The sequence below is a fragment of the Blautia sp. MB18-30 genome (genome assembly GCF_023669475.1).
GTDB classification, from domain to species: Bacteria; Bacillota; Clostridia; order Lachnospirales; family Lachnospiraceae; genus Blautia_A; species Blautia_A fusiformis.
In genome coordinates this window covers 1-19,025 of record NZ_JAMOYY010000053.1, presented here as the reverse complement: position 1 = coordinate 19,025, position 19,025 = coordinate 1, and the positions used below count along the sequence as shown (strand labels likewise).

The 19,025-nt window shown below is 43.1% G+C and carries 18 protein-coding genes, 1 tRNA gene and 2 pseudogenes; 3 read left to right on the top strand and 18 right to left on the bottom strand.

What is annotated here, in order from left to right:
* The coding region (locus tag NCY57_RS15395) for a hypothetical protein (protein ID WP_250789811.1) at positions 1-266 on the top strand (266 nt) is incomplete at its 5' end.
* Between the two features lie 470 nt (positions 267-736).
* On the opposite strand, the gene NCY57_RS15390 is transcribed toward NCY57_RS15395, so the two are convergent.
* The 7 genes from NCY57_RS15390 to fba form a co-directional block, all read right to left on the bottom strand.
* Positions 737-2,434 (bottom strand): extracellular solute-binding protein, encoded by a 1,698-nt coding sequence (locus tag NCY57_RS15390; protein ID WP_129975390.1) that lies wholly within the window; start codon positions 2,432-2,434, stop codon positions 737-739.
* Complete coding sequence (locus tag NCY57_RS15385) at positions 2,424-4,127, bottom strand: sensor histidine kinase (RefSeq protein WP_021650824.1); 1,704 nt, start codon at positions 4,125-4,127, stop codon at positions 2,424-2,426. Before NCY57_RS15385 ends, NCY57_RS15390 begins: the two co-directional genes overlap by 11 nt.
* Positions 4,102-5,640 (bottom strand): response regulator transcription factor, encoded by a 1,539-nt coding sequence (locus NCY57_RS15380; protein ID WP_059085412.1) that lies wholly within the window; start codon positions 5,638-5,640, stop codon positions 4,102-4,104. Before NCY57_RS15380 ends, NCY57_RS15385 begins: the two co-directional genes overlap by 26 nt.
* Positions 5,641-5,729: 89 nt before the next feature.
* Entirely contained in the window at positions 5,730-6,566 is an 837-nt protein-coding gene (locus tag NCY57_RS15375; protein WP_021650827.1) for a carbohydrate ABC transporter permease, read from the bottom strand.
* Positions 6,566-7,414: a carbohydrate ABC transporter permease gene (locus NCY57_RS15370; protein WP_110104281.1), complete on the bottom strand. Its 849-nt coding sequence runs from the start codon at positions 7,412-7,414 to the stop codon at positions 6,566-6,568. Before NCY57_RS15370 ends, NCY57_RS15375 begins: the two co-directional genes overlap by 1 nt.
* A gap of 118 nt (positions 7,415-7,532) precedes the next feature.
* Positions 7,533-8,861, bottom strand: a complete 1,329-nt coding sequence (locus NCY57_RS15365) for an ABC transporter substrate-binding protein (protein WP_021650828.1) — start codon at positions 8,859-8,861, stop codon at positions 7,533-7,535.
* Positions 8,862-9,137: 276 nt separating this feature from the next.
* Positions 9,138-10,001, bottom strand: a complete 864-nt coding sequence (gene fba, locus NCY57_RS15360; protein ID WP_015527136.1) for a class II fructose-1,6-bisphosphate aldolase — start codon at positions 9,999-10,001, stop codon at positions 9,138-9,140.
* 194 nt (positions 10,002-10,195) lie between these two features.
* Between fba and NCY57_RS15355 the strand changes: the two genes are divergently transcribed.
* A tRNA-Tyr gene (locus tag NCY57_RS15355) sits at positions 10,196-10,277 on the top strand.
* 832 nt (positions 10,278-11,109) lie between these two features.
* Here NCY57_RS15355 and NCY57_RS17105 read toward each other — a convergent pair.
* Positions 11,110-11,388 (bottom strand): annotated as a pseudogene (locus NCY57_RS17105) (NAD(P)-dependent oxidoreductase); the annotation flags it as partial.
* Positions 11,319-11,660 carry a demethylmenaquinone methyltransferase gene (locus NCY57_RS15345; RefSeq protein WP_015527134.1) on the bottom strand — a complete coding sequence of 114 codons (342 nt, stop codon included), beginning with the start codon at positions 11,658-11,660 and terminating at the stop codon, positions 11,319-11,321. The pseudogene NCY57_RS17105 and the gene NCY57_RS15345, both read right to left, overlap by 70 nt.
* Before the next feature lie 164 nt (positions 11,661-11,824).
* Between NCY57_RS15345 and NCY57_RS15340 the strand changes: the two genes are divergently transcribed.
* Positions 11,825-12,748: a LysR family transcriptional regulator gene (locus NCY57_RS15340; RefSeq protein ID WP_015527133.1), complete on the top strand. Its 924-nt coding sequence runs from the start codon at positions 11,825-11,827 to the stop codon at positions 12,746-12,748.
* 277 nt (positions 12,749-13,025) lie between these two features.
* Here the strand turns inward: NCY57_RS15340 and NCY57_RS15335 are convergent, their stop codons facing one another.
* The 9 genes and pseudogenes from NCY57_RS15335 to NCY57_RS15295 form a co-directional block, all read right to left on the bottom strand.
* Entirely contained in the window at positions 13,026-13,193 is a 168-nt protein-coding gene (locus NCY57_RS15335) for a tyrosine-type recombinase/integrase (protein ID WP_110925739.1), read from the bottom strand.
* A gap of 126 nt (positions 13,194-13,319) precedes the next feature.
* Positions 13,320-13,889 (bottom strand): ABC transporter transmembrane domain-containing protein, encoded by a 570-nt coding sequence (locus NCY57_RS15330; protein WP_250789810.1) that lies wholly within the window; start codon positions 13,887-13,889, stop codon positions 13,320-13,322.
* Positions 13,864-14,181, bottom strand: a pseudogene (locus NCY57_RS15325) (ABC transporter ATP-binding protein); the annotation flags it as partial. The pseudogene NCY57_RS15325 and the gene NCY57_RS15330, both read right to left, overlap by 26 nt.
* 268 nt (positions 14,182-14,449) lie before the next feature.
* Complete coding sequence (locus tag NCY57_RS15320) at positions 14,450-15,151, bottom strand: transglutaminase-like domain-containing protein (RefSeq protein ID WP_015527132.1); 702 nt, start codon at positions 15,149-15,151, stop codon at positions 14,450-14,452.
* Positions 15,141-15,809 (bottom strand): class I SAM-dependent methyltransferase, encoded by a 669-nt coding sequence (locus NCY57_RS15315; protein WP_118377725.1) that lies wholly within the window; start codon positions 15,807-15,809, stop codon positions 15,141-15,143. Before NCY57_RS15315 ends, NCY57_RS15320 begins: the two co-directional genes overlap by 11 nt.
* A gap of 13 nt (positions 15,810-15,822) precedes the next feature.
* The gene (locus NCY57_RS15310) at positions 15,823-16,734 is read right to left on the bottom strand and encodes a ketopantoate reductase family protein (RefSeq protein ID WP_129975382.1); all 912 of its coding nucleotides are present in this window, start codon (positions 16,732-16,734) and stop codon (positions 15,823-15,825) included.
* A 19-nt stretch (positions 16,735-16,753) separates the two neighbouring features.
* The gene (locus NCY57_RS15305) at positions 16,754-17,536 is read right to left on the bottom strand and encodes a ZIP family metal transporter (RefSeq protein ID WP_199868607.1); all 783 of its coding nucleotides are present in this window, start codon (positions 17,534-17,536) and stop codon (positions 16,754-16,756) included.
* Positions 17,537-17,704: 168 nt separating this feature from the next.
* Positions 17,705-18,247: a 5-oxoprolinase subunit PxpA gene (locus NCY57_RS15300; RefSeq protein ID WP_330409194.1), complete on the bottom strand. Its 543-nt coding sequence runs from the start codon at positions 18,245-18,247 to the stop codon at positions 17,705-17,707.
* 249 nt (positions 18,248-18,496) lie between these two features.
* Positions 18,497-19,025 (bottom strand): hypothetical protein (locus NCY57_RS15295; RefSeq protein ID WP_330639016.1); only part of this gene is annotated, 529 nt, incomplete at its 5' end.

Genomic DNA, 19,025 nt, shown 5'->3' with positions numbered 1-19,025 from the left:
TGGGCACGGAAGGAGTTCTGCGTTGTTGTGTGTGCTGCGTTGTTGACTTTTGTCTGTATGCTGCGGTACTCAGAATGGAACGTTGTGCCGATCTGGTTTCTGTATTCTTCGGTACTTATGGTGGTACACTGTGCCGATCTGCGATCTGGTTCTGGGATTCTTCGGTACTTATAGTGGTACGCTGGGCCGATCTGGTCCCTGTATTCTTCGATATTTATGGTGATACGCTGGGCCGATCCTGTTTCTGTATTCTTCGATACTTATAGGAATATTCTGTACCAGTCTGACATTTCAGGACAGGACGCCCAGTCCGCTTCCATCCCCCGCATGTTTTTTCCTGTCGGTTGGAAGCGTCAGCCAGAGGAAGGTGGCATCGGGCCGGGCTGCTGCGGAGGAGGGGTGATTACTACTTGGGCTGCGGGAGACGGCGTTATTGCGGCAGGGTCTGCTGTCTGAGCCGCAGGCGAGTTCTGACCCTGCCGCAATGCTTTTAGCCGTCTCACGGAGCCCTAGTAGTATCCCCCGACGGAGTCCCTGCCCGGAGCGATGCCACCTTCCTCTGGCGTCCCTCTATACATCCACCTCTCAAAACCCCAAAAACATCCCCGACTGCCTCCACTCCCGGAGCGATACCACCTTCCTCTGGCGTCCCTCTATACATCCGCCTCACAAAATCCCAACAACATCCATCCCGGACCAATGCCACCTTCCTCTAGCGTCCCTCTATACATCCGCCTCACGAGTCCACAAGCCCTTCCCGAACCCGCTCCGTAAGACTGTCTCCACCCTTACGATACCAATCTTCCACAAAAGAGTCAAAAGAGCTCACAGGCATCCTCCCCATAATGATCTGGATAAATGCGTTCTTCTCCAGCAAACGCAAAGTCTGAGGAATCTCCCCGTCACCATCCCCCAGATACTTCTTCTCCGGAGCACGGTAATTCGCATCCACCAGAAGCCCCACCGCCGAGATCCTGGACTTATACGCCGCCCAGGCCTCTACCGAAGGCACCTCCGCCTCAAGATACTCCTTACACGCATCAAAATAAGACGCCTCAATGGCACTGAGATCCTCCCTGGTCTTCTTATCGCCCGGACTGTAAAGAACCTCACGGATATGCTTTGTCACTATATAAGTAGCCTCATTATAATCCACATTGATCATTAGCGGACGCGCCGTAGGATCCACATTCAAGGCAAAATAAGTGTTCATCTCATCCGCATCCTCTGCCTCATATCTGGAATGGTCAAACAACACACTCAAAATCTTCATTGCGATCTCCGGATGCTCATACCCTTTACGCACAACTACATATTTATTATCTCGAAACGTAGAGTATACCTCCACAGTCCGCTTTACATCCGCAGTCAGATAATACGGTTCCCAGTCTGCCTCTTTATTCTTCCGATACTCATCCATAAGAGGATTATTCGGAGTCCACCAGAGCCCGAAAAACGCTCCGCATTTTCCATTCACCACCAGATCACGGATATTATTCTGTGCACGTAAAGCAAAATCCGAATCCAGTATTCCCCGCCTGTAAAGCTCTCTGAGATACCCCAGAGCCTCCTTTGTCTCCTCCGTCAGCGATCCATAGACAATTTCTCCATCTGCATTTTCAATCCACTGCTGCGGATATGCCCCGAACTTTTCAAACACAGAATCCACCGAATAGCTGGTGCTGACCGTGCCCACAAGTCCCGGATCACAGACAAGTCCCACAGGATCTTCACCATCCTCTGCACCCATCCGGTTTTCCTGAAACGCACGGATCACTGAAAAAGCCTCTTCCAGTGTCTTCGGTTCTTTCAGTCCCAGCTGCTCTATCCAGTCACGTCTCAGCCATAAAAGTTGCGGCCCATCATCAATAGCAGTCTCCGGAAGTGCAAACAGTTTTCCGTCAAAAGTCCCGGATGCCAAAAGTTCCTCTCCATAGCTCTCATACATTTCCTTTATTTTATCGGAAGCGCAGCTTTTATATACTTCCGTCAGATCCTCGATAAGATCATTTTCAACCAGTTCTTCCAGAGTTTCCCTGTCCGACACCAGAAAAATATCCGGAAGATTCCGATCTTTGACCAGGATGTTCAGGGCTTCGTCATACCGCTCCTCACTCTCCATAAAAACATTCTTATTCTGAATATTCAGTGTTTTTTTCAGATACCGGGTATATGCATTGTCCTCATAAGTCTGCCCGTCCGGAAGATTAGAATTATTAGCCCCTTTCATCTGTCCCAGAGTATAAGTTACAAGCTCCGGATATTTCCCCAGAGGCGTGGTTTCTGCCTGTTCCCAGCTCTTACTGTTCTTTTCGGACAGAACATCTATATCTGTTTTTTCCATTTCTGCAGTTCCTAAAGAACACCCCGTCAAAAGTGCCAGGCTCAGTATCGTACTCAGAAATACCACTGTTTTTCCCAGACTAAGTCTCATCTTTTTTTACCTCTTTCGGGATCCTCATATCAACGCTTGTCCCCTCACCTACCTTGCTCAGGATCCGGATGGCATATTTCTCTCCATATAAAATGCACATACGGTCATTGACATTTTTAAGGCCATAGCCTTTTGCCTGATATGTGAGCAGCTTTTCTGCCTGCTCCTGCTCCATCCCTATTCCGTTATCTTCAACCCGGATCACTACATCTCCATTCTCTTCAAAGAAATAAAGTTTCAGAAGCTTTTCCCCTTCCTCCTTCACATCCAGGCCATGCTCCAGAGCATTCTCAACGATGGGCTGCAGGGCAAGCTTCGGAACCAACTCCTGCTGCACAGACGGATCGATATTCCACTCCACCTTAAAATCATTGTCATGCATGATCAGCTGGATTTCCAGATAAGCTTCGATATTCCGAATACAGGTTTCCACAGTCACCATATCTGCTCCCTTACTGAGCGCTGTCCGGTAAAATGTAGATAATGCCAGTGTCACACGGCTGATCTCCTTCTGACGGCTCTTAATCGCCATCCAGTTTATAATAGAAAGAGAATTATAAAGAAAATGGGGATTGATCTGGGCAGTCAGCGCTTTCAGTTCAAATTCCTTCAGAGCGATCTTATTTTCATACACTTCTTCGATCAGTCGATTAATTTCATCCATCATATGGTGAAAGCTTCTCACCAGCTGTCCTACCTCATCTCCAGAATCACTGTAAACCGTAACTTCACGGCTTCCCTGGTTCACCTGTTCCATATTTCTGGTAAGCTGCTCAATCTTTCTGGTAAACAGCTTAGAAAACGTCATTCCAAGCACAATGATGATCACAACACAGAAGCCGATCAGTGGGATCTCACTGATCAATACTTTTGAAACCGAGCTCTCGATCACAGCCGGAGGTTTGTAAAAATAATAGGTCCATCTTGTTTCATGTCCGCTGCTGCTGACATAGGTATATTCTTCCCTCAGACGATCCAGCTTTTTTGCGGTTTCTTTCTGTGCTGAAATATCACTGGCCGCCAGATTTTCTCCATGATAGACGATATTTTGCTGATCATCCACCACAAAGCCTCCGGAATTCCGTTCAATAATATTAGCCAGAGGCTGGAATACTTTTCCGTAATCCAACAAAATACAGAGCACAGCCTCCCTGATCTTACCATCATATATTTCCCTGACTGCCGCAATCTGACGATTATCCCGGTCCACGATCCACTGAACCGTCACGGTATTATTTAATTTGTCACTCCACCATTCCCCATCAACCTCTGAAAGCGGAGCCAAGGTATATTCATGGCGCACGGGAATGCTTTCTGCAAAAAGATGTATCCCCAGAATTGCTTCGTGGTAGGATTTCGGCACCGTCAATAGCGGATCCACAACTTCCGTATACTGTTCATATGCAGTATAACGATCCATATCTTTGTTGAAGATCACCTCCTGGATTTCAGGAGAATAGGTAAGATAATTCAAAAGGCTGGCATAAATTTCGATCTGCCCGTCAATGTTTTCTCTGGTCTGCTCCAAAATGGAGTACATATCCTCCATCTCATTTTTCCGTACAAGACTACTCATACGACTGTGACTATACAGTGCCAACACAGTCATCGGCACCAGGGATACCACCACAAGAAGATTTGTCAGCTTGTACCGGTATTTCATATTATTATACTTCTTCAGAAGACTCTTCATCCTCATTGTTTCCTTTCCGATAGGACTCCGGGCTGCTTCCGTAATATTCCCGGAAGCTCCGGCAGAAATACGAAGAATTGGCAAATCCTACCTGCTCGCTGACCATGGCTACTTTCATGTTGGTAGTTCGTAGAAGCTCCTTGGCCTTTTCCATGCGGAACACACGGATAAAACGATTCAGGTTCATCCCCGTCTCCTTCTTGAAAATAAAGCTGAGATAGCCGGAAGAAAGATATACTTTTTCTGCCAGTGTTTCCAGATTCAGATCTTCCGCATAGTGATTGTAAATATAATTTTTGACTGCTGCCACCTCATCTCTGGATTCGCTCATGGAACGGTCCAGGAACTCCTCGTACTGGCGGATATTTTTTTCTGTAACCTCAATGATCTCCTGAATGGTAGAACAGCCATACAGATGATCCACCTCCAGATCCAGCCTGTGCTCTCCGGCAAAACGATTCTCCTGAAACAGCTCCCTTATCACATTGGAAAAAACAAATTTCACATACATGGCCGAAAACTGGGTATTGGACTGATATTTGGATGCCAGGCTGCGGAAATGGCTCCACAGCTGCTTCACATCCTTTCTGGAAATATCTTCTGAGATTTTTTCCATAAGCCTGGAATCCTGCTCCTCTTCTCCGGTATTTTTTTCCTCGTCCTCCTCGCTGGTGTAGACATGGATATCCGGATGATAAAATTTTTCTTCCATCTGCTGCTCCAGCTGTTCCATGATTTCCGGCAATTCCTGATATCCGTCAAAACGCCGGCTTACAGCCAGATGAAAGCGAACAGGATGAAGGCGCTTCAGAAGATTATAGACATTTTTTGCCACAAGGACATAATCACAGTACACATCCTTAAAAAGAAGCAAAGACTGACGGCCATTAAGATTCAAATAGAAGAAAGAACGGCGAAGCTCTTCCCGGATCTCAAGGGGAACCTCATCACTGGCAGAATCAAAAAAAGCTTCATCCGATTCAATAAGAATTGCACAGTGCCACTGCTCCCAGACAGAAAAATCCACAATTCCTTCCGCTTCCTTCAGACGCTCCTGATCTCCGGAATAAATGTAGCCCAGCAGAAAATACTGCTGAAGAAAGCTCTTTTCTTTTATGGACTGCTGCTCTTTATTTTTCCGGGATGCGATCTCCTTCTGGATCTTCTGTATGGTGTCATGAAAGCGGTCCGGATCCACCGGTTTCAGTACATAATCCGTCACACCATAGCGGATCGCCTCCTGAGCAAAAGCAAAATCTCCATAACCGCTGAAAATGATAATTTCCAGATCCGGATATTCCTCTCTTGCTTTTTTTGAAAGCTCCAGACCATCCATATGAGGCATTTTGATATCTGTCAGCATCAGATCCACCGGATGCTTTCTCAGCTCATTTAATGCCAGCTTGCCATTAGCCGCCTCATAAATCTCCCACTCTCCCTCCTCCATAGACAGAAGAAAGCGGATTCCGTCACGTTCCAGTTTTTCATCATCTACCACCAAAACTCTGTACATTCCTCACCTCGCCAAATATGGCCTGATCCACGTAAAAGCACGCAGAGCAGGCCGTTTTTCTTTCATTTTAACATTATTCAACTAATTTGTCAGCCCTTAACAGCTCCTGCAACCACACCTTCAATGATATATTTCTGGCATGCAAGATAGAAGGCAATGATCGGAATGATGGAAAGAACAAGAACGCCCATCATCGCTCCCATATCAATGGTTCCGTAACCGCCCTTCAGATACTGGATGGCAATGGAAATGGTTTTATATTTCTTGATATCAAGTACCAGATATGGAAGAAGATAATCATTCCAGATCCACATGGTTTCCAGGATCGCTACAGTTACACAGGTCGGTTTCATAACCGGAAGAACCACTTTAAAAAATGTCTGGATCGGGGTACAGCCATCGATCATGGCAGCTTCTTCGATCTCGATCGGAATGGATTTTACAAAACCGCTGAACATAAATACCGCAAGTCCTGCTCCATATCCAAGATAAATGATGATCAGTCCCCACGGAGTATTCAGTTTCAGGATGTTTGCGATCTTGGAAAGAGTAAACATTACCATCTGGAATGGTACGACCATGGAAAACAGGCACAGCATGTACATGGTTTTTGTCAGCGTGTTGGTAACACGGTTGATGTACCAGGCACACATGGAGGTACAGAGCAGAATTACCGCAACAGAAAATACTGTGATAAATAATGTCCATCCAAATGCCTGGAAAAATCCGGTTTTTGTGAGACCATTTACATAGTTTTCCAGACCTACGAACATTTTATCCGTTGGGATTGCAAAGGGATAACGGCTGATGTATGCTTTTTTCTTAAAAGAATTGATCAAAACCAGAAGGATCGGGAAAATATAAGCAACAGATACCACACTCAGGATCGCAGTCCACAGACCGCTGAATTTTACTTTTTTATTCATTACTGCTGTACCTCCTTACTTCTTGTGAGACGATTCTGGATCATGGCAATTGCTCCAACCAGGATAAAGAAGATCACGGCCTTCGCCTGTCCTACACCTTCCCATCCGGTACGTCCATAGAAGGTATTGTAAATATTCAGTGCAAGCATTTCTGACATATTGGAAGGCTCACCATTTGTAAGAGCAAGGTTCTGGTCAAAAAGCTTGAAGGAGTTGGTAAGTGTCAGGAAAGTACAGATGGTGATGGACGGCATGACCATAGGAATGATCACATGCTTCAGAAGCTGTCCTTTGTTCGCACCATCGATCTGTGCAGCCTCGATCAGTTCACCCGGGATATTCTGGATACCTGCAATGTAAATGATCATCATATATCCGATCTGCTGCCAGCACATCAGGATCACAAGACCCCAGAATCCGTAAACAGAAGAATATGTAAGTGTTTTATTGATCTGAAGAAGCAGACCGTTTAACAGAAGCTGCCATACATAACCAAGGATGATTCCACCGATCAGGTTTGGCATAAAAAATACGGTACGGAATATATTGGTTCCTTTGATCTTCTTGGTCAGAAGCAACGCAACTGCAAAACCGATCACATTGATCAGAACTACTGATACAACCGTAAATGCGGTGGTGTACCATAATGCATGTCCAAAGGTTCCATCCTCAGTAAAAATCTTCACATAGTTCTGTAATCCCACGAATTTTGCATCCGTTACTGTGGTAAATTTACAGAAGGAAAGATATACGCCCATGATAAAGGGAACGATAAATCCAATGGTAAATGCCAGCAGGGTAGGCAGGACAAAAACCGGAAAATACTTTTTCATCATCTTATTCTGCATGTTTTCTCTTCCTTTCTCCTGAGGATGCATCCTTCCCTACTTTACACATCCTCTCTTCATTAAAAGAGGCAGGCGGAAACCGCCCACCCCTTCGTGATCACGTTTCAGTTATACCTTATCAGCCTTCATTTGCTGCTTTGTACTCTTTTGCCCATCCGTCAACAAATGCAGTTTTCACAGCATCCCACTCGCCGGTACCCTGTGCATACTCAAGCATTGCACTGCCGACCTGGTTTTTCCACTCTTCAGAAGGCATGGTTGTAAAGTTCCATGAAACCGGAGTTTTACCAGCTTTTACATATTCGTCGGCTGCTTTTACAAGCGGATTTGCAGACTCATAATTCTCATCAAAGGTCTTGAATGGTGTTGTAAATCCCATTTCCTGGCTTATAGATTCTCTTCCTTCATCACTTGTGATAACCCAGCTGAGGAAATCAAGAGTTGCCTGGATATCCTTCTCATCTGCTTTTTTGTTTACGCACCAGTAGTTCTCACTGCCTGTGCAAAGTCCCTGGTCCTCTTCACCATCTACACCAATATAGATTGGAAGCATTCCCATATCCTCGTCTGCTACTTCGTTATCTTTGATGTTATCATAAGCCCAGGTTCCATTCTGATAGAACACAGCCTCTCCAAGACCAAATTCAGCATTTGCATCATCGATAGTCTTGCTGGAAAGAAGGCTTGGCTCACAGGTAGAATCTGTGATATAAAGGTCAAACAGGTTCTTGAAGTTGTCAAGATAGGTCCCTTTGATCGCATCTGTGGATGTGATTCCGTCTTCTTTGTACTCATAATAGATTGGAAGGTTTGCAAGGTGTGTCTTGAAGCGCCAGTCACTGGAAGAATCAAAGCCTGCGGAAGTAAATGCACCGTCAACTCCAAGGTCATCTTTCTTAGCCTGGATATCATCTGCAACCTTCTTTAATGTCTCAAAATTGTTGATCTCATCTGCAGACTTGATCACAGCGCCATCCATCTCACAGTATTTCTTAAGAAGCGCTTTGTTGTAAATAATTCCATATGTTTCAATTACATAGGCGATACCGTCAACTGCACCGCTGTCCTCCTTCAGTACGAAATCGTCACTCTCCACATTTTTGTAAACATCGCTGTCTTTCAGGTCATAGCAATAATCCTTCCAGGATGCAAGTCCAACCGGTCCGTTAACCTGGAACAGTGTCGGAACCTCATCCTTGGCCATCTCTGATTTCAGAGTAGACTCATAAGTTCCGGAAGCAGCTGTAACAACGGTAACCGGTACACCAGTCTCATCGGTGTATTTCTTTGCCAGGTCTGACCACTGATCTGCCTGCTCCGGTTTAAAATTCAGATAATAAACAGAGCCTTCACTGTCATCCCCTTTTGCCATAGCAGGAACTGCCGGGATCATGGTAGCTGCCATTAAAGCTGCAAGACCAAATGCTGTTGCTTTTTTCATTCTCATAATCGTACCTCTCCTTTACCTTATATGATATTCAATTTGTTTCGCGGATATGCTTAAAACGTCCATTTCGCATATTCCTGACCGATAAGCTTCAAATCAGCTTCTCGATTAACTTGATATTATTGTAAATCGAAGAGGTCATTTTCACTATATAAAAAAATCAAGAAACATGTTGATTTTTTTATATAGTAAAAATATTGATATTTTACCATGAAAAAAGAAGCCGGAACAGGCTTGCTCCCATTCCGGCTTCTTCCATATATTATTTTCGATTCATCATGCTTTATTGACAGATCCGAAAAGCTCCATTTTCTCTTTAACAGTAGCTTTGATCGCTTCTGCTCCAGGTGCAAGAAGCTTACGTGGGTCATATCCTTTACCCTGCTGATCCTTACCCTCTTCAATGTATTTACGTGTAGCTTCAGCAAATGCAAGCTGGCACTCTGTATTTACATTGATCTTGGAAACGCCAAGGCTGATCGCTTTCTTGATCATGTCTGCCGGGATACCTGTACCACCGTGAAGAACAAGCGGCATATCTCCTGTCAGTTTCTGAATAGCATCCAGAGTCTCAAAGCTTAAGCCCTGCCAGTTAGCCGGATATTTTCCGTGAATGTTACCGATACCAGCTGCAAGGAAGTTGATTCCGAGATCTGCAACTCTCTTGCACTCCTCAGGATCAGCGCACTCGCCCATACCAACAACACCATCTTCCTCGCCACCGATGGAACCAACCTCTGCCTCAAGAGACATGTTGTGCTCAGCAACGATCTTAACCAGCTCTTTAGTCTTAGCTACGTTCTCATCGATCGGATAATGAGATCCGTCGAACATAATGGAAGAGAAACCAGCCTCAACACATTTCAGGCATCCATCATAGCTGCCGTGGTCAAGATGAAGAGCAACCGGAACAGTGATGTTCAGCTCTTCCATCATACCGTTAACCATACCTACAACAGTCTTATAACCTGTCATGTATTTACCGGCACCCTCGGAAACACCAAGGATTACAGGAGAGTTGAGCTCCTGAGCTGTCTGAAGGATAGCTTTTGTCCACTCAAGGTTGTTGATGTTGAACTGACCAACTGCATAATGGCCTGCTTTTGCTTTTTTCAGCATTTCTGTTGCGTTTACTAACATGATAAAATCCTCCTAACCTGTATTAGGATACGGAAAAACCGTGTCCTTTATATCCAACCGTACTCATAATAGCAGATTTCCTTTGGTAAGTCCAGTATTTTACCAAAAATGCTGATGCTGTGGGAATTATTATTTTTTTTGAGAAAAAGCTTGCAATTTTATCAAATGTTATATATAATACATTTGTTGTTCACGGATGGATTCCCGAGTGGCCAAAGGGGGCAGACTGTAAATCTGTTGGCACCGCCTTCGAAGGTTCGAATCCTTCTCCATCCAGCGAATTTAGCTCTTACATCTTTGCGATGTAGGAGCTATTTTTTTGTGCAAAAAGAAAACCGCAAAGGGGCCGCAAAGCCGCGGCCCCTCTGCACACCCCTCGGGCTTTTTTTAAGGAGTTCTTGGTTGTGGATGAGGGGAGGGTGTTGACTTGTGTCTGTATGCTTGGGTATTGGATGTGGGACGCTGTGCCGATCTGGTTCCTGTATGCTTCGGTGTTGGTTGTGGGACGCTGTGCCGATCTGGTTCCTGTATGCTTCGGTGTTGGATGCGGGGTGCTGTGCCGATTTATTTTTTTGGGGATACGGCCGGCTGCTTTATTGGTTATGGATTGTTTTGAAGCCGTTTTCTGTATGCTTCGGTATTGGATGCGGAACACTGTGCCGATCTGGTTCCTGTATGCTTCGGTGTTGGACGTGGAACGCTGTGCCGATTTATTTTTATATATTGTGTTTTTTGGGCACTGGGCAAAATGTACATTCGCTTCTATTGTCTGCTCTCTGCGGTTGAATTTTCAGCCGGGGATGTGGCAGCGGTATGGGCTGCTGCGGAGGAGGTGTGATACTGCTTAGGCTGCGGGGATCGGCGTTATTGAGACAGGGGCTGCTGTCTGAGCCAGAGGCGAGTTCTGCCCCTGTCTCAATGTTTTTAGCCGATTTCCGGAGCCTTAGCAGTATCCGCCGACGGAGCCCTGCCCGTACCGCTGCCACATCCCCGGCGTACGGTTCATTCAATCCACCACACAAAGAAAAAGACGGCCACCCCCCAAAAAGCGAGACAGCCGTCCTTTCCTCACACATCATACATAGGAAATCGAAACACCGAAAAAAATCTATTTGTTAACTCTGTTAACCGTATTACCATCCAGAAAAGCCTTGATATTATCAACCGTAATATCCATGATCCTCTGTCTGGAAGCCTGAGCAGCCCAGGAGATATGCGGAGTGATGATGCAGTTTTTAGCCTTGAGAAGCGGATTATCCCCCTTGATCGGCTCAGTAGAAACAACATCAAGACCAGCAGCATAAACCTTCCCACTATTCAGAGCATCTGCCAGATCCTGCTCAACAACAAGCTGACCACGGCTGTTGTTGATAAGGATAACTCTATCCTGCTTCCTTTGTTTGCAAGAACGATAACATCTCCCGGCTGAGCCATATCCAGTGCTTTATGGAACAGAAGGTTATCTCCTGCCGGTGCATTTACTGTAAATGCAGTTCCCAGAAGTCTTGCCTTCGGGTTCAGCGGGAAAATACTGGAATCTACGGCAGCGATCTTTCCACAGTTATCATCAATATTTGCAACTGGAATTCCACGGAAGGCTTCTACTAATTCTTTTGACGGTCTTTCAAAATTTCGTCTGATCCTACATCCTAATGCCATATGAAAACCTCTCTTCTTTTGATTTTCTTTTTTAATTGTATTTATCATATCATACAAGCTTACTATTGAATAACGAATAATTTCTCTGTATAATATAAATAATTTTTATATTATCAAAGCTTAAACCATCCTATAGACAACACCAAAGAAAAGGAGCTGTTCATATGAATCTTGCTGAAATCGAAACCTTTCTCACCATTGTAAATACCAAGAGCATCACCCGTACAGCGGATCTTCTTTTTCTTTCCCAGCCTACTGTCAGCCACCGGCTCACATCTCTGGAGAACGAACTGGGTTTTCCCCTTGTGATCCGTCAGAAAGGCCACAAGCAGGTGGAACTGACTGCCAAGGGAACAGATTTTATCATCCTTGCGGAACGCTGGATGTCTCTCTGGAAGGAAACTATGGAGTTGCAGCGCAATCAGGATTCCCTGCTGCTTACCATCGGCTGTACAGACAGCCTGAACGTAGCTGTTTTCGCACCACTGTATGACAGGATCTTAAATGAACAGACCAAGCTGGACCTGAACATCGAGTCCCATCACTCTTCAGAGCTCTACGGTCTTCTTGGAGAACACAGCATTGATATCGGATTTGTCTACCACAAATTGCATTACAAGAATATCATAACAGAGAAAATCTTCGAAGAAAAACTTTATCTGATACAATCGGATCAGCCAGTGATTCCGGCTCCGGCAATACATACCGATGAGCTGGATCCATCCCTGGAGCTGTTTTTAAGTTGGGATGACAATTATCAGATCTGGCATGACCGCTGGCTTTCCTCCGCTTCCAGGCCTCACATTGCGGCAGATACCATCACACTTTTGGACCGTCTCTGGAAAAAACCGGGGAACTGGATGGTCGCACCACAGTCTGTGATCCTGGAGCTTTCCCATTACCGGCCTCTTTTTATCAGTGAACTGAAAAACACACCGCCAAACCGTGTCTGCTATAAGATCAAGCATAAATATCCAAAGTCCACCAGCAAACGTGCCGTGGAATTCTTCGAAAATGCACTGGAAGACTTTCTTGCAGAATCCACTCCGTCCTTCCCGATCGGCCAGGTATGGGAACGACAGAAATAAAAAAACGGTAAGCACAAGTCCGTCAGGAAGATTTTCTGCTTTACCGTTTCTTCTTATTATATTATTTATACCAGGATTTTTGATCCACCGCTTTCCGCCACATAAAGCAACAACGGGCTTCGACTTGTTTCATCATATATCAAGAACACTTTGTTTACAAGGATTTTCAGCATTTCCATGAAAAACAATATTTCGTCTGATTGCGTCTATTTTCTTTTATTTGTCACAAAAATTGTCATAAAAGAGCCACGCCCGATAAAGGGAATGGCTCTGATTATTACATTATATTTTCAAGCTTTTTTATTTCATTCTGTACTCTTGCAGCATCTACGTGATTGTATATGTTCATTGTAATGCTTATGTCACTATGTCCCATAATCATTTGTAAAACTTTGATATCTAGGCCAGCTTCTGCACATCTGGTGCAAAACGTATGCCTCAGCATATGTGGATGTGTCAAGTATAGGACAAAAAAATTTTATTTTTTTCTGCCGAAGACTATCTGACGTTTCCATCAGGTAGTCCCAGCACCTTTATTATCTTCTGATAAATCATTCTTGTCCTGCTCAAGTTATCTCTGTTCTGAAAAAATATCGTCAAAATTCCATTCGATTTCAATTTCATCCTGAATCAGAGAAACAGCAGCACCCGTCACTGCAATCAGCCCCACTCTCCAGTTCATACAGGTAAGCCACAAAAGAATACAGATAAAATTCAGATAACCTCCTACAAAGTTATCAATCATACGAATTCCCATTCCTTCCAGCGTATGAAGGCCAGTAGTAATGGAATTGAGAATCGTGCCTGTATTCATATTCTGGAAATATCCTAAAGATACACGTTTCAGTGCATCTCCTACTGCAAGTCTGTCTCTGGCAATCAATTCATAACTGATCGACTCCTGAAATCTTGCTCTCAGATAATCAAACAGAAAGCGCAGAAAAATGAAGAACAGCAGAATCACGATACTTTTCCCAATCCAAACCGTTGAGACAGCTTTTCCCTGTCCTTCGCATTCTACAAGCTTCCCGATCATATATGCAGCCCATATGACCGGCATTGCCGCAAACCAGCCTGAAAAAAAGGAAAAAATAAAACCGATATACAGATTCTTTTTACAGTGCCAAACATGATTCTTCACCTTCTTTCTGGCTTCCTACTGCCCAGTGCCTTACTCCCACATGAGCCTGCCACATTCGCTGATAAAGCGGACAGTTCTGAATCAGCTCTTCCTGGGTTCCTGCTCCTTCTATACAGCCATTTTTCAAAACAACGATTTTGTCTGCATCTGTGATTGTGGAAAGTCTATGTGCAATAACCAGCAATGTCTTGCCTTTTGTCAGTTCTTCAATACTCTTCTGAATCTTGTTCTCATTTTCCGGATCCGTAAATGCAGTCGCTTCGTCAAGGATGACGATCGGTGCATTTTTCAGAGAATTCCATTTGTTTTCCGTAAATACAGCAGTTCCAACCGGAACATCAAGAAGATTTCCTGAAATGTCATCAGGAACATATGATAAAACTTTTCGTGCTATATCATTATCATCAGTGCCACTCCAAAATAACTTAATATACAGTTTGCTGAAAATATTTCTTTGCGTAAGAACATCATCATATATATTTTTTGATGTTTCATAAGCATTTTGTATTTTGTCTGCCATATTACCCTCCAAATTTAATTTTAATTCTAAAAGCTTAAAACTATCGTTCTCTAATCTTCCTGACATTACGATTCATGAGGTGTCTTCCAATATGTCTATAAGCAAATGCTTTAAAGGCTGAAATTTCTTGATGATGTTCCTTCAACAGTTCATCTGGACAATCATAAACACCAAAATCCTGATTGATTCCCTCGCTCTGAATATAAGTATTGTTCCTATCAAACTCAATAATGAGATTTCTGAAATCCTTGACTGCTACTCCATAACCGCAAAATGCACCTGTACATTCCGAATTTTGTTCCTGTAACTTCTTTATGTAGGTTTTATCCAAAATGAAAGCTTCCAGTTCGTACCACTGATTTTCGAAATTAATTTCTACCCAGCTATGGAAAATACTTTTTGGAGCATTACGGTAAACAAACCCGGTCATAGCCCCTTTCTGCAATCTTTTATCAATCGTAAAACCATGTACTCTGCATGGAATATTGCAGGCACGTAAAAGTGCCATAAATAAAGTTCCTTTTGTATTACATTGTCCATAACCATCTGCAAGTACTTTTGAAGCTGAAATTCCGTCATCAATATTATATCCAAATAAAACATCATCTCTTACATAGTTGTAGATTGCCTTAATCCTTTCAAATTCACCCATTTCCTTCCATTTCATATTTTGAATAAGTTTTTGAATTGCCGGATTAGAAAAATCAACCATTCGTGTTTCCCTAAGATACTTATCTTTCATTTCCTATCGCCTTTCCCATAGGTTTTCTCACAACACAATGCATTCGCATACCTTTACGAATTTCAAATTTTTCTACTTTTAATCCTGCTTTTTTGCAACATTTTATGACCACATCTCTTGTTGGCACTTGGACATCTCCATGTCCGCATATATTTGCCAACGGCATTTCCAATGTATTCATTAGCCATACCAATACTTTATTGTCACTGGTCACATCTCTCAGTATCAATCTTCCATTTGGGCGAAGACATCTTTTCACACTGTCAAAAAATGCCTGTGGATCCGGATAATGATGGAAGCTCATAGAACAAATAATTGCATCAAATGAATCCTTTTCAAAAGGAAAGTTCTCACAGTCTCCTACAACAAATGTTGTATTTGGTATATTTTTCTTTTTTGCCTGTTCAATCATTGCCGGAGTCAGATCCAGTCCTGTATAATGCCGGTCTGGATGTTTTTCTGCTAATAAAGAAATCATTGGAGCAGGCCCACAGCCTGCATCTAATAAATCTCTAAATGGCTCCTTCTCTAATTCTTCCAGAATATCCGGATAATCTTTCTTGCACATTTCGTAAATGCCAGCATGGTTACTTTCATATCTTCCTGCTGCTTTTGTAAACTCTTTAATTGACAATTTTTTATATTCTTCATTTTTCATGCTTTTTCTCCAATCACTGTACCTTTTTCGCCTTGCATCCGCATTTCTTCATTTTTTTCATATAAGCATAAAACTGCTTATGCAATTCCCTCATTTCATCTGGTGCCTTCATAGCATGTTGATACATAAATTTATCTCCAAAACTGCTTCCAAATGTAACTGCCAGCATAATCGTCAGAAATGACAATGGTAAAAAGCGAAAAATATTCATTTTCCATGGTGACAGTTTACCCTTTTGTTTTCGCAAAAAATTAAAATTTCTTTTCAGCCTTTCTGCTGTTTTCCTCATGATTTTCCATTCTTTTCCCACTTTCTCCGGATCGTCTGATTCATAATACGCATCTGCAATCGGTACCACCATAGCAAGATGACAAAGCTGCCATAGATGCATATCCGTTACTTTCTGGTATGGTATATGAGCATGCCTCAATATCTCTGAAAACTGCTTAGTTCTTTCGGATTTATTTCCTGATATTTCTGCAAATGTTGTCGGCTGAATCAACCTTGGAGTAAGTGCTGCATCAAGGATACCATCATCATTTATACTTCCGCCTGCTCCTGGAAAAGCCGGTAATATTCTTCCTTTTCCGACAATGTCTTCCCATTTATTGTAACTGTCCAGTGAATTTATCATTGTAACAATCGTATTACTTTTATTATTTTTCAATTCAGTAAGTGCTTCATACAGCTGGTTTTCCCGGACAGTAAGCAAGACAAAATCATAAATATCATCGTTTGGTAGTTCTCCAAGAATCCTAATCTCTGCCTTTATTACTTCCTGATTTTTCTTATATTTCAATCCATTATTTCTTAAAGCCTCAAGTCTTTTACCTCTGGCATAAATATTTGTATCATAACCGGCTTCTGCAAATAAAGCCGCATACAAGGATCCAATCACACCAGCACCATAAATCAATATTCTCATAAGAATCTTTCCTCTCCTCTTACCCCAGTGCCACATCCAAGATCATCATCAAACTAAATCCAAGTGCAAAGAAAAGCGTACCGATATTCGAGTGCTGTCCCTGAGACATTTCCGGAATTAGTTCTTCAACCACGACATATAACATAGCTCCTGCTGCAAAGCTGAGTAAATATGGTAATGCCGGGATTACCAGCTGTGCGACAAGAATCGTCATTATTGCTCCAATCGGTTCAACGACTCCTGAAAGTACACCTCCCAGAAATGCCTTTCTCTTACTTTCACCCTCTGCCCTAAGCGGCATGGATATAATCGCTCCTTCTGGAAAATTCTGGATAGCAATTCCAAGTGATAAAGCAAGTGCACTTGTTGCTGTAATCTGTGCATTTTCAGCAAGAAATCCTGCATACATTACACCAACTGCCATACCTTCAGGGATATTATGTAACGTAACTGCCAACACCATCATCGTAGTACGGCCAAGTTTGCTTTTCGGTCCCTCTGTCTGATCACTTCCAACATGAAGATGTGGAATCAAATGATCAAGTGCGAGTAAAAACAATATACCAATCCAGAACCCAACAACTGCCGGAACAAACGATAAAGTTCCCATATTCTCAGATTGTTCAATTGCCGGAATCAGAAGACTCCAGATTGAAGCAGCAACCATTATACCTGCTGCAAACCCTGCAAGTGCACGTTGCAGTAACTTGCTAAGTGTTTTTCTCATAAAAAACACGCATGCTGCACCTAGCGTTGTTCCAACAAATGGAATCAGTATACCTTCAAAAACATTCATTAGCATTATATATTCCTTTCTGTATAGTCAAAAGTACTCTCACATCGTTCTGTTGTTAGCTTTAACTAACTACCATGTATAAAAGAAACCGTGCAAAAAGCAAACTGTAATTTCACACGGTTTTCCTTATGTTTAAGTATATCACTTACGAAATCATATAACAATATAATTCTTTTAACAATTTACAAGAGAAAGATCATCCATGTATGCACGATCTGCAAAAATCTCAGATGCTGTACGAAGTCCCTTGCTCTCAGCGATATCACCAAGAACTGCTCCTGCACAGTAATAAACGATCAGATCTTTGTCATACTCGCAGATTGCCTCACAGATCGCTGTGGAAATATCCTCGTCATACTGGCAGCCATTCCCCATTGCTCCATGAGGAGCGACATGCTGAAGCTTCATTCCGTAGCTCTTGGTAAATGCAGCCAGTGCTCCGATCTGGTATCTGACATAATTCTTAACTTCATCATGAGAGAGAACCATCTTTCTTCGTCCAAAGCCAAGAAGATCCGGATATCCAGGATGGGCTCCAACCATAACGCCACGTTCCTTTGCCATGCGGACTACCTTATCCATTACCATCGGATCGCCTGCATGCCAGCCACATGCTACATTTGCTGTTGTGACATATTTGATGATTTCTTCATCGCCGCCAAGCTTATATGCGCCAAAGCTCTCACCCATGTCACTGTTTAAGTCGATACTGTACATGTTGCTACCTTTCTTTACTTGTTGAAAGTATAACATGATAAATAAAAATAATAAAATAGATTATTTTTTCAGAATATATTAATATTTTCTATATTTCTTTTGCAATAAATTTTACTTTTCTTTGATCCGTTCTTTGAAAAGCTGTTGACAAAGATTTTTATATATGATTAAATAGTCATATGAACATTAATTCATATATTCATATAAAAAACAAACGAATCAGCAAGGAGAGTTCATATGGAAGAAAAATTAAAGAAAGATTCCATGAAGTCCGCAGATTCCTGCGGCTGCGGTCACGAGCATGCGCATCACAGCCATGATGAGCATGAAGAACATCACGATCATGAGCACCATCACCATGATGATCACTGCGTCTGTGGTTGCGAGAATCATGACCATGAAGATCATGAACATGAGCATCATCACCACCATGAGCACTGCGGCTGTGGTTGTGAGGATCATAAACATGAACATCATGAACACGAGCACCTTCACCACCATGACGAGCACTGCGGCTGTGGCTGTGAGGATCATAAACATGAACATCATGAACACGAGCACCTTCACCACCATGACGAGCACTGCGGCTGTGGCTGCGAGGATCACGAACACGAACATCATGCACACGAGCACCTTCACCACCATGGCGAGCACTGCGGCTGTGGCTGCGAGGATCACGAGCACGAACATCATGAACACGAGCACCTTCACAACCATGACGAACACTGCGGCTGTGGCTGCGAGGATCACGAGCACGAACATCATGAACACGAGCACC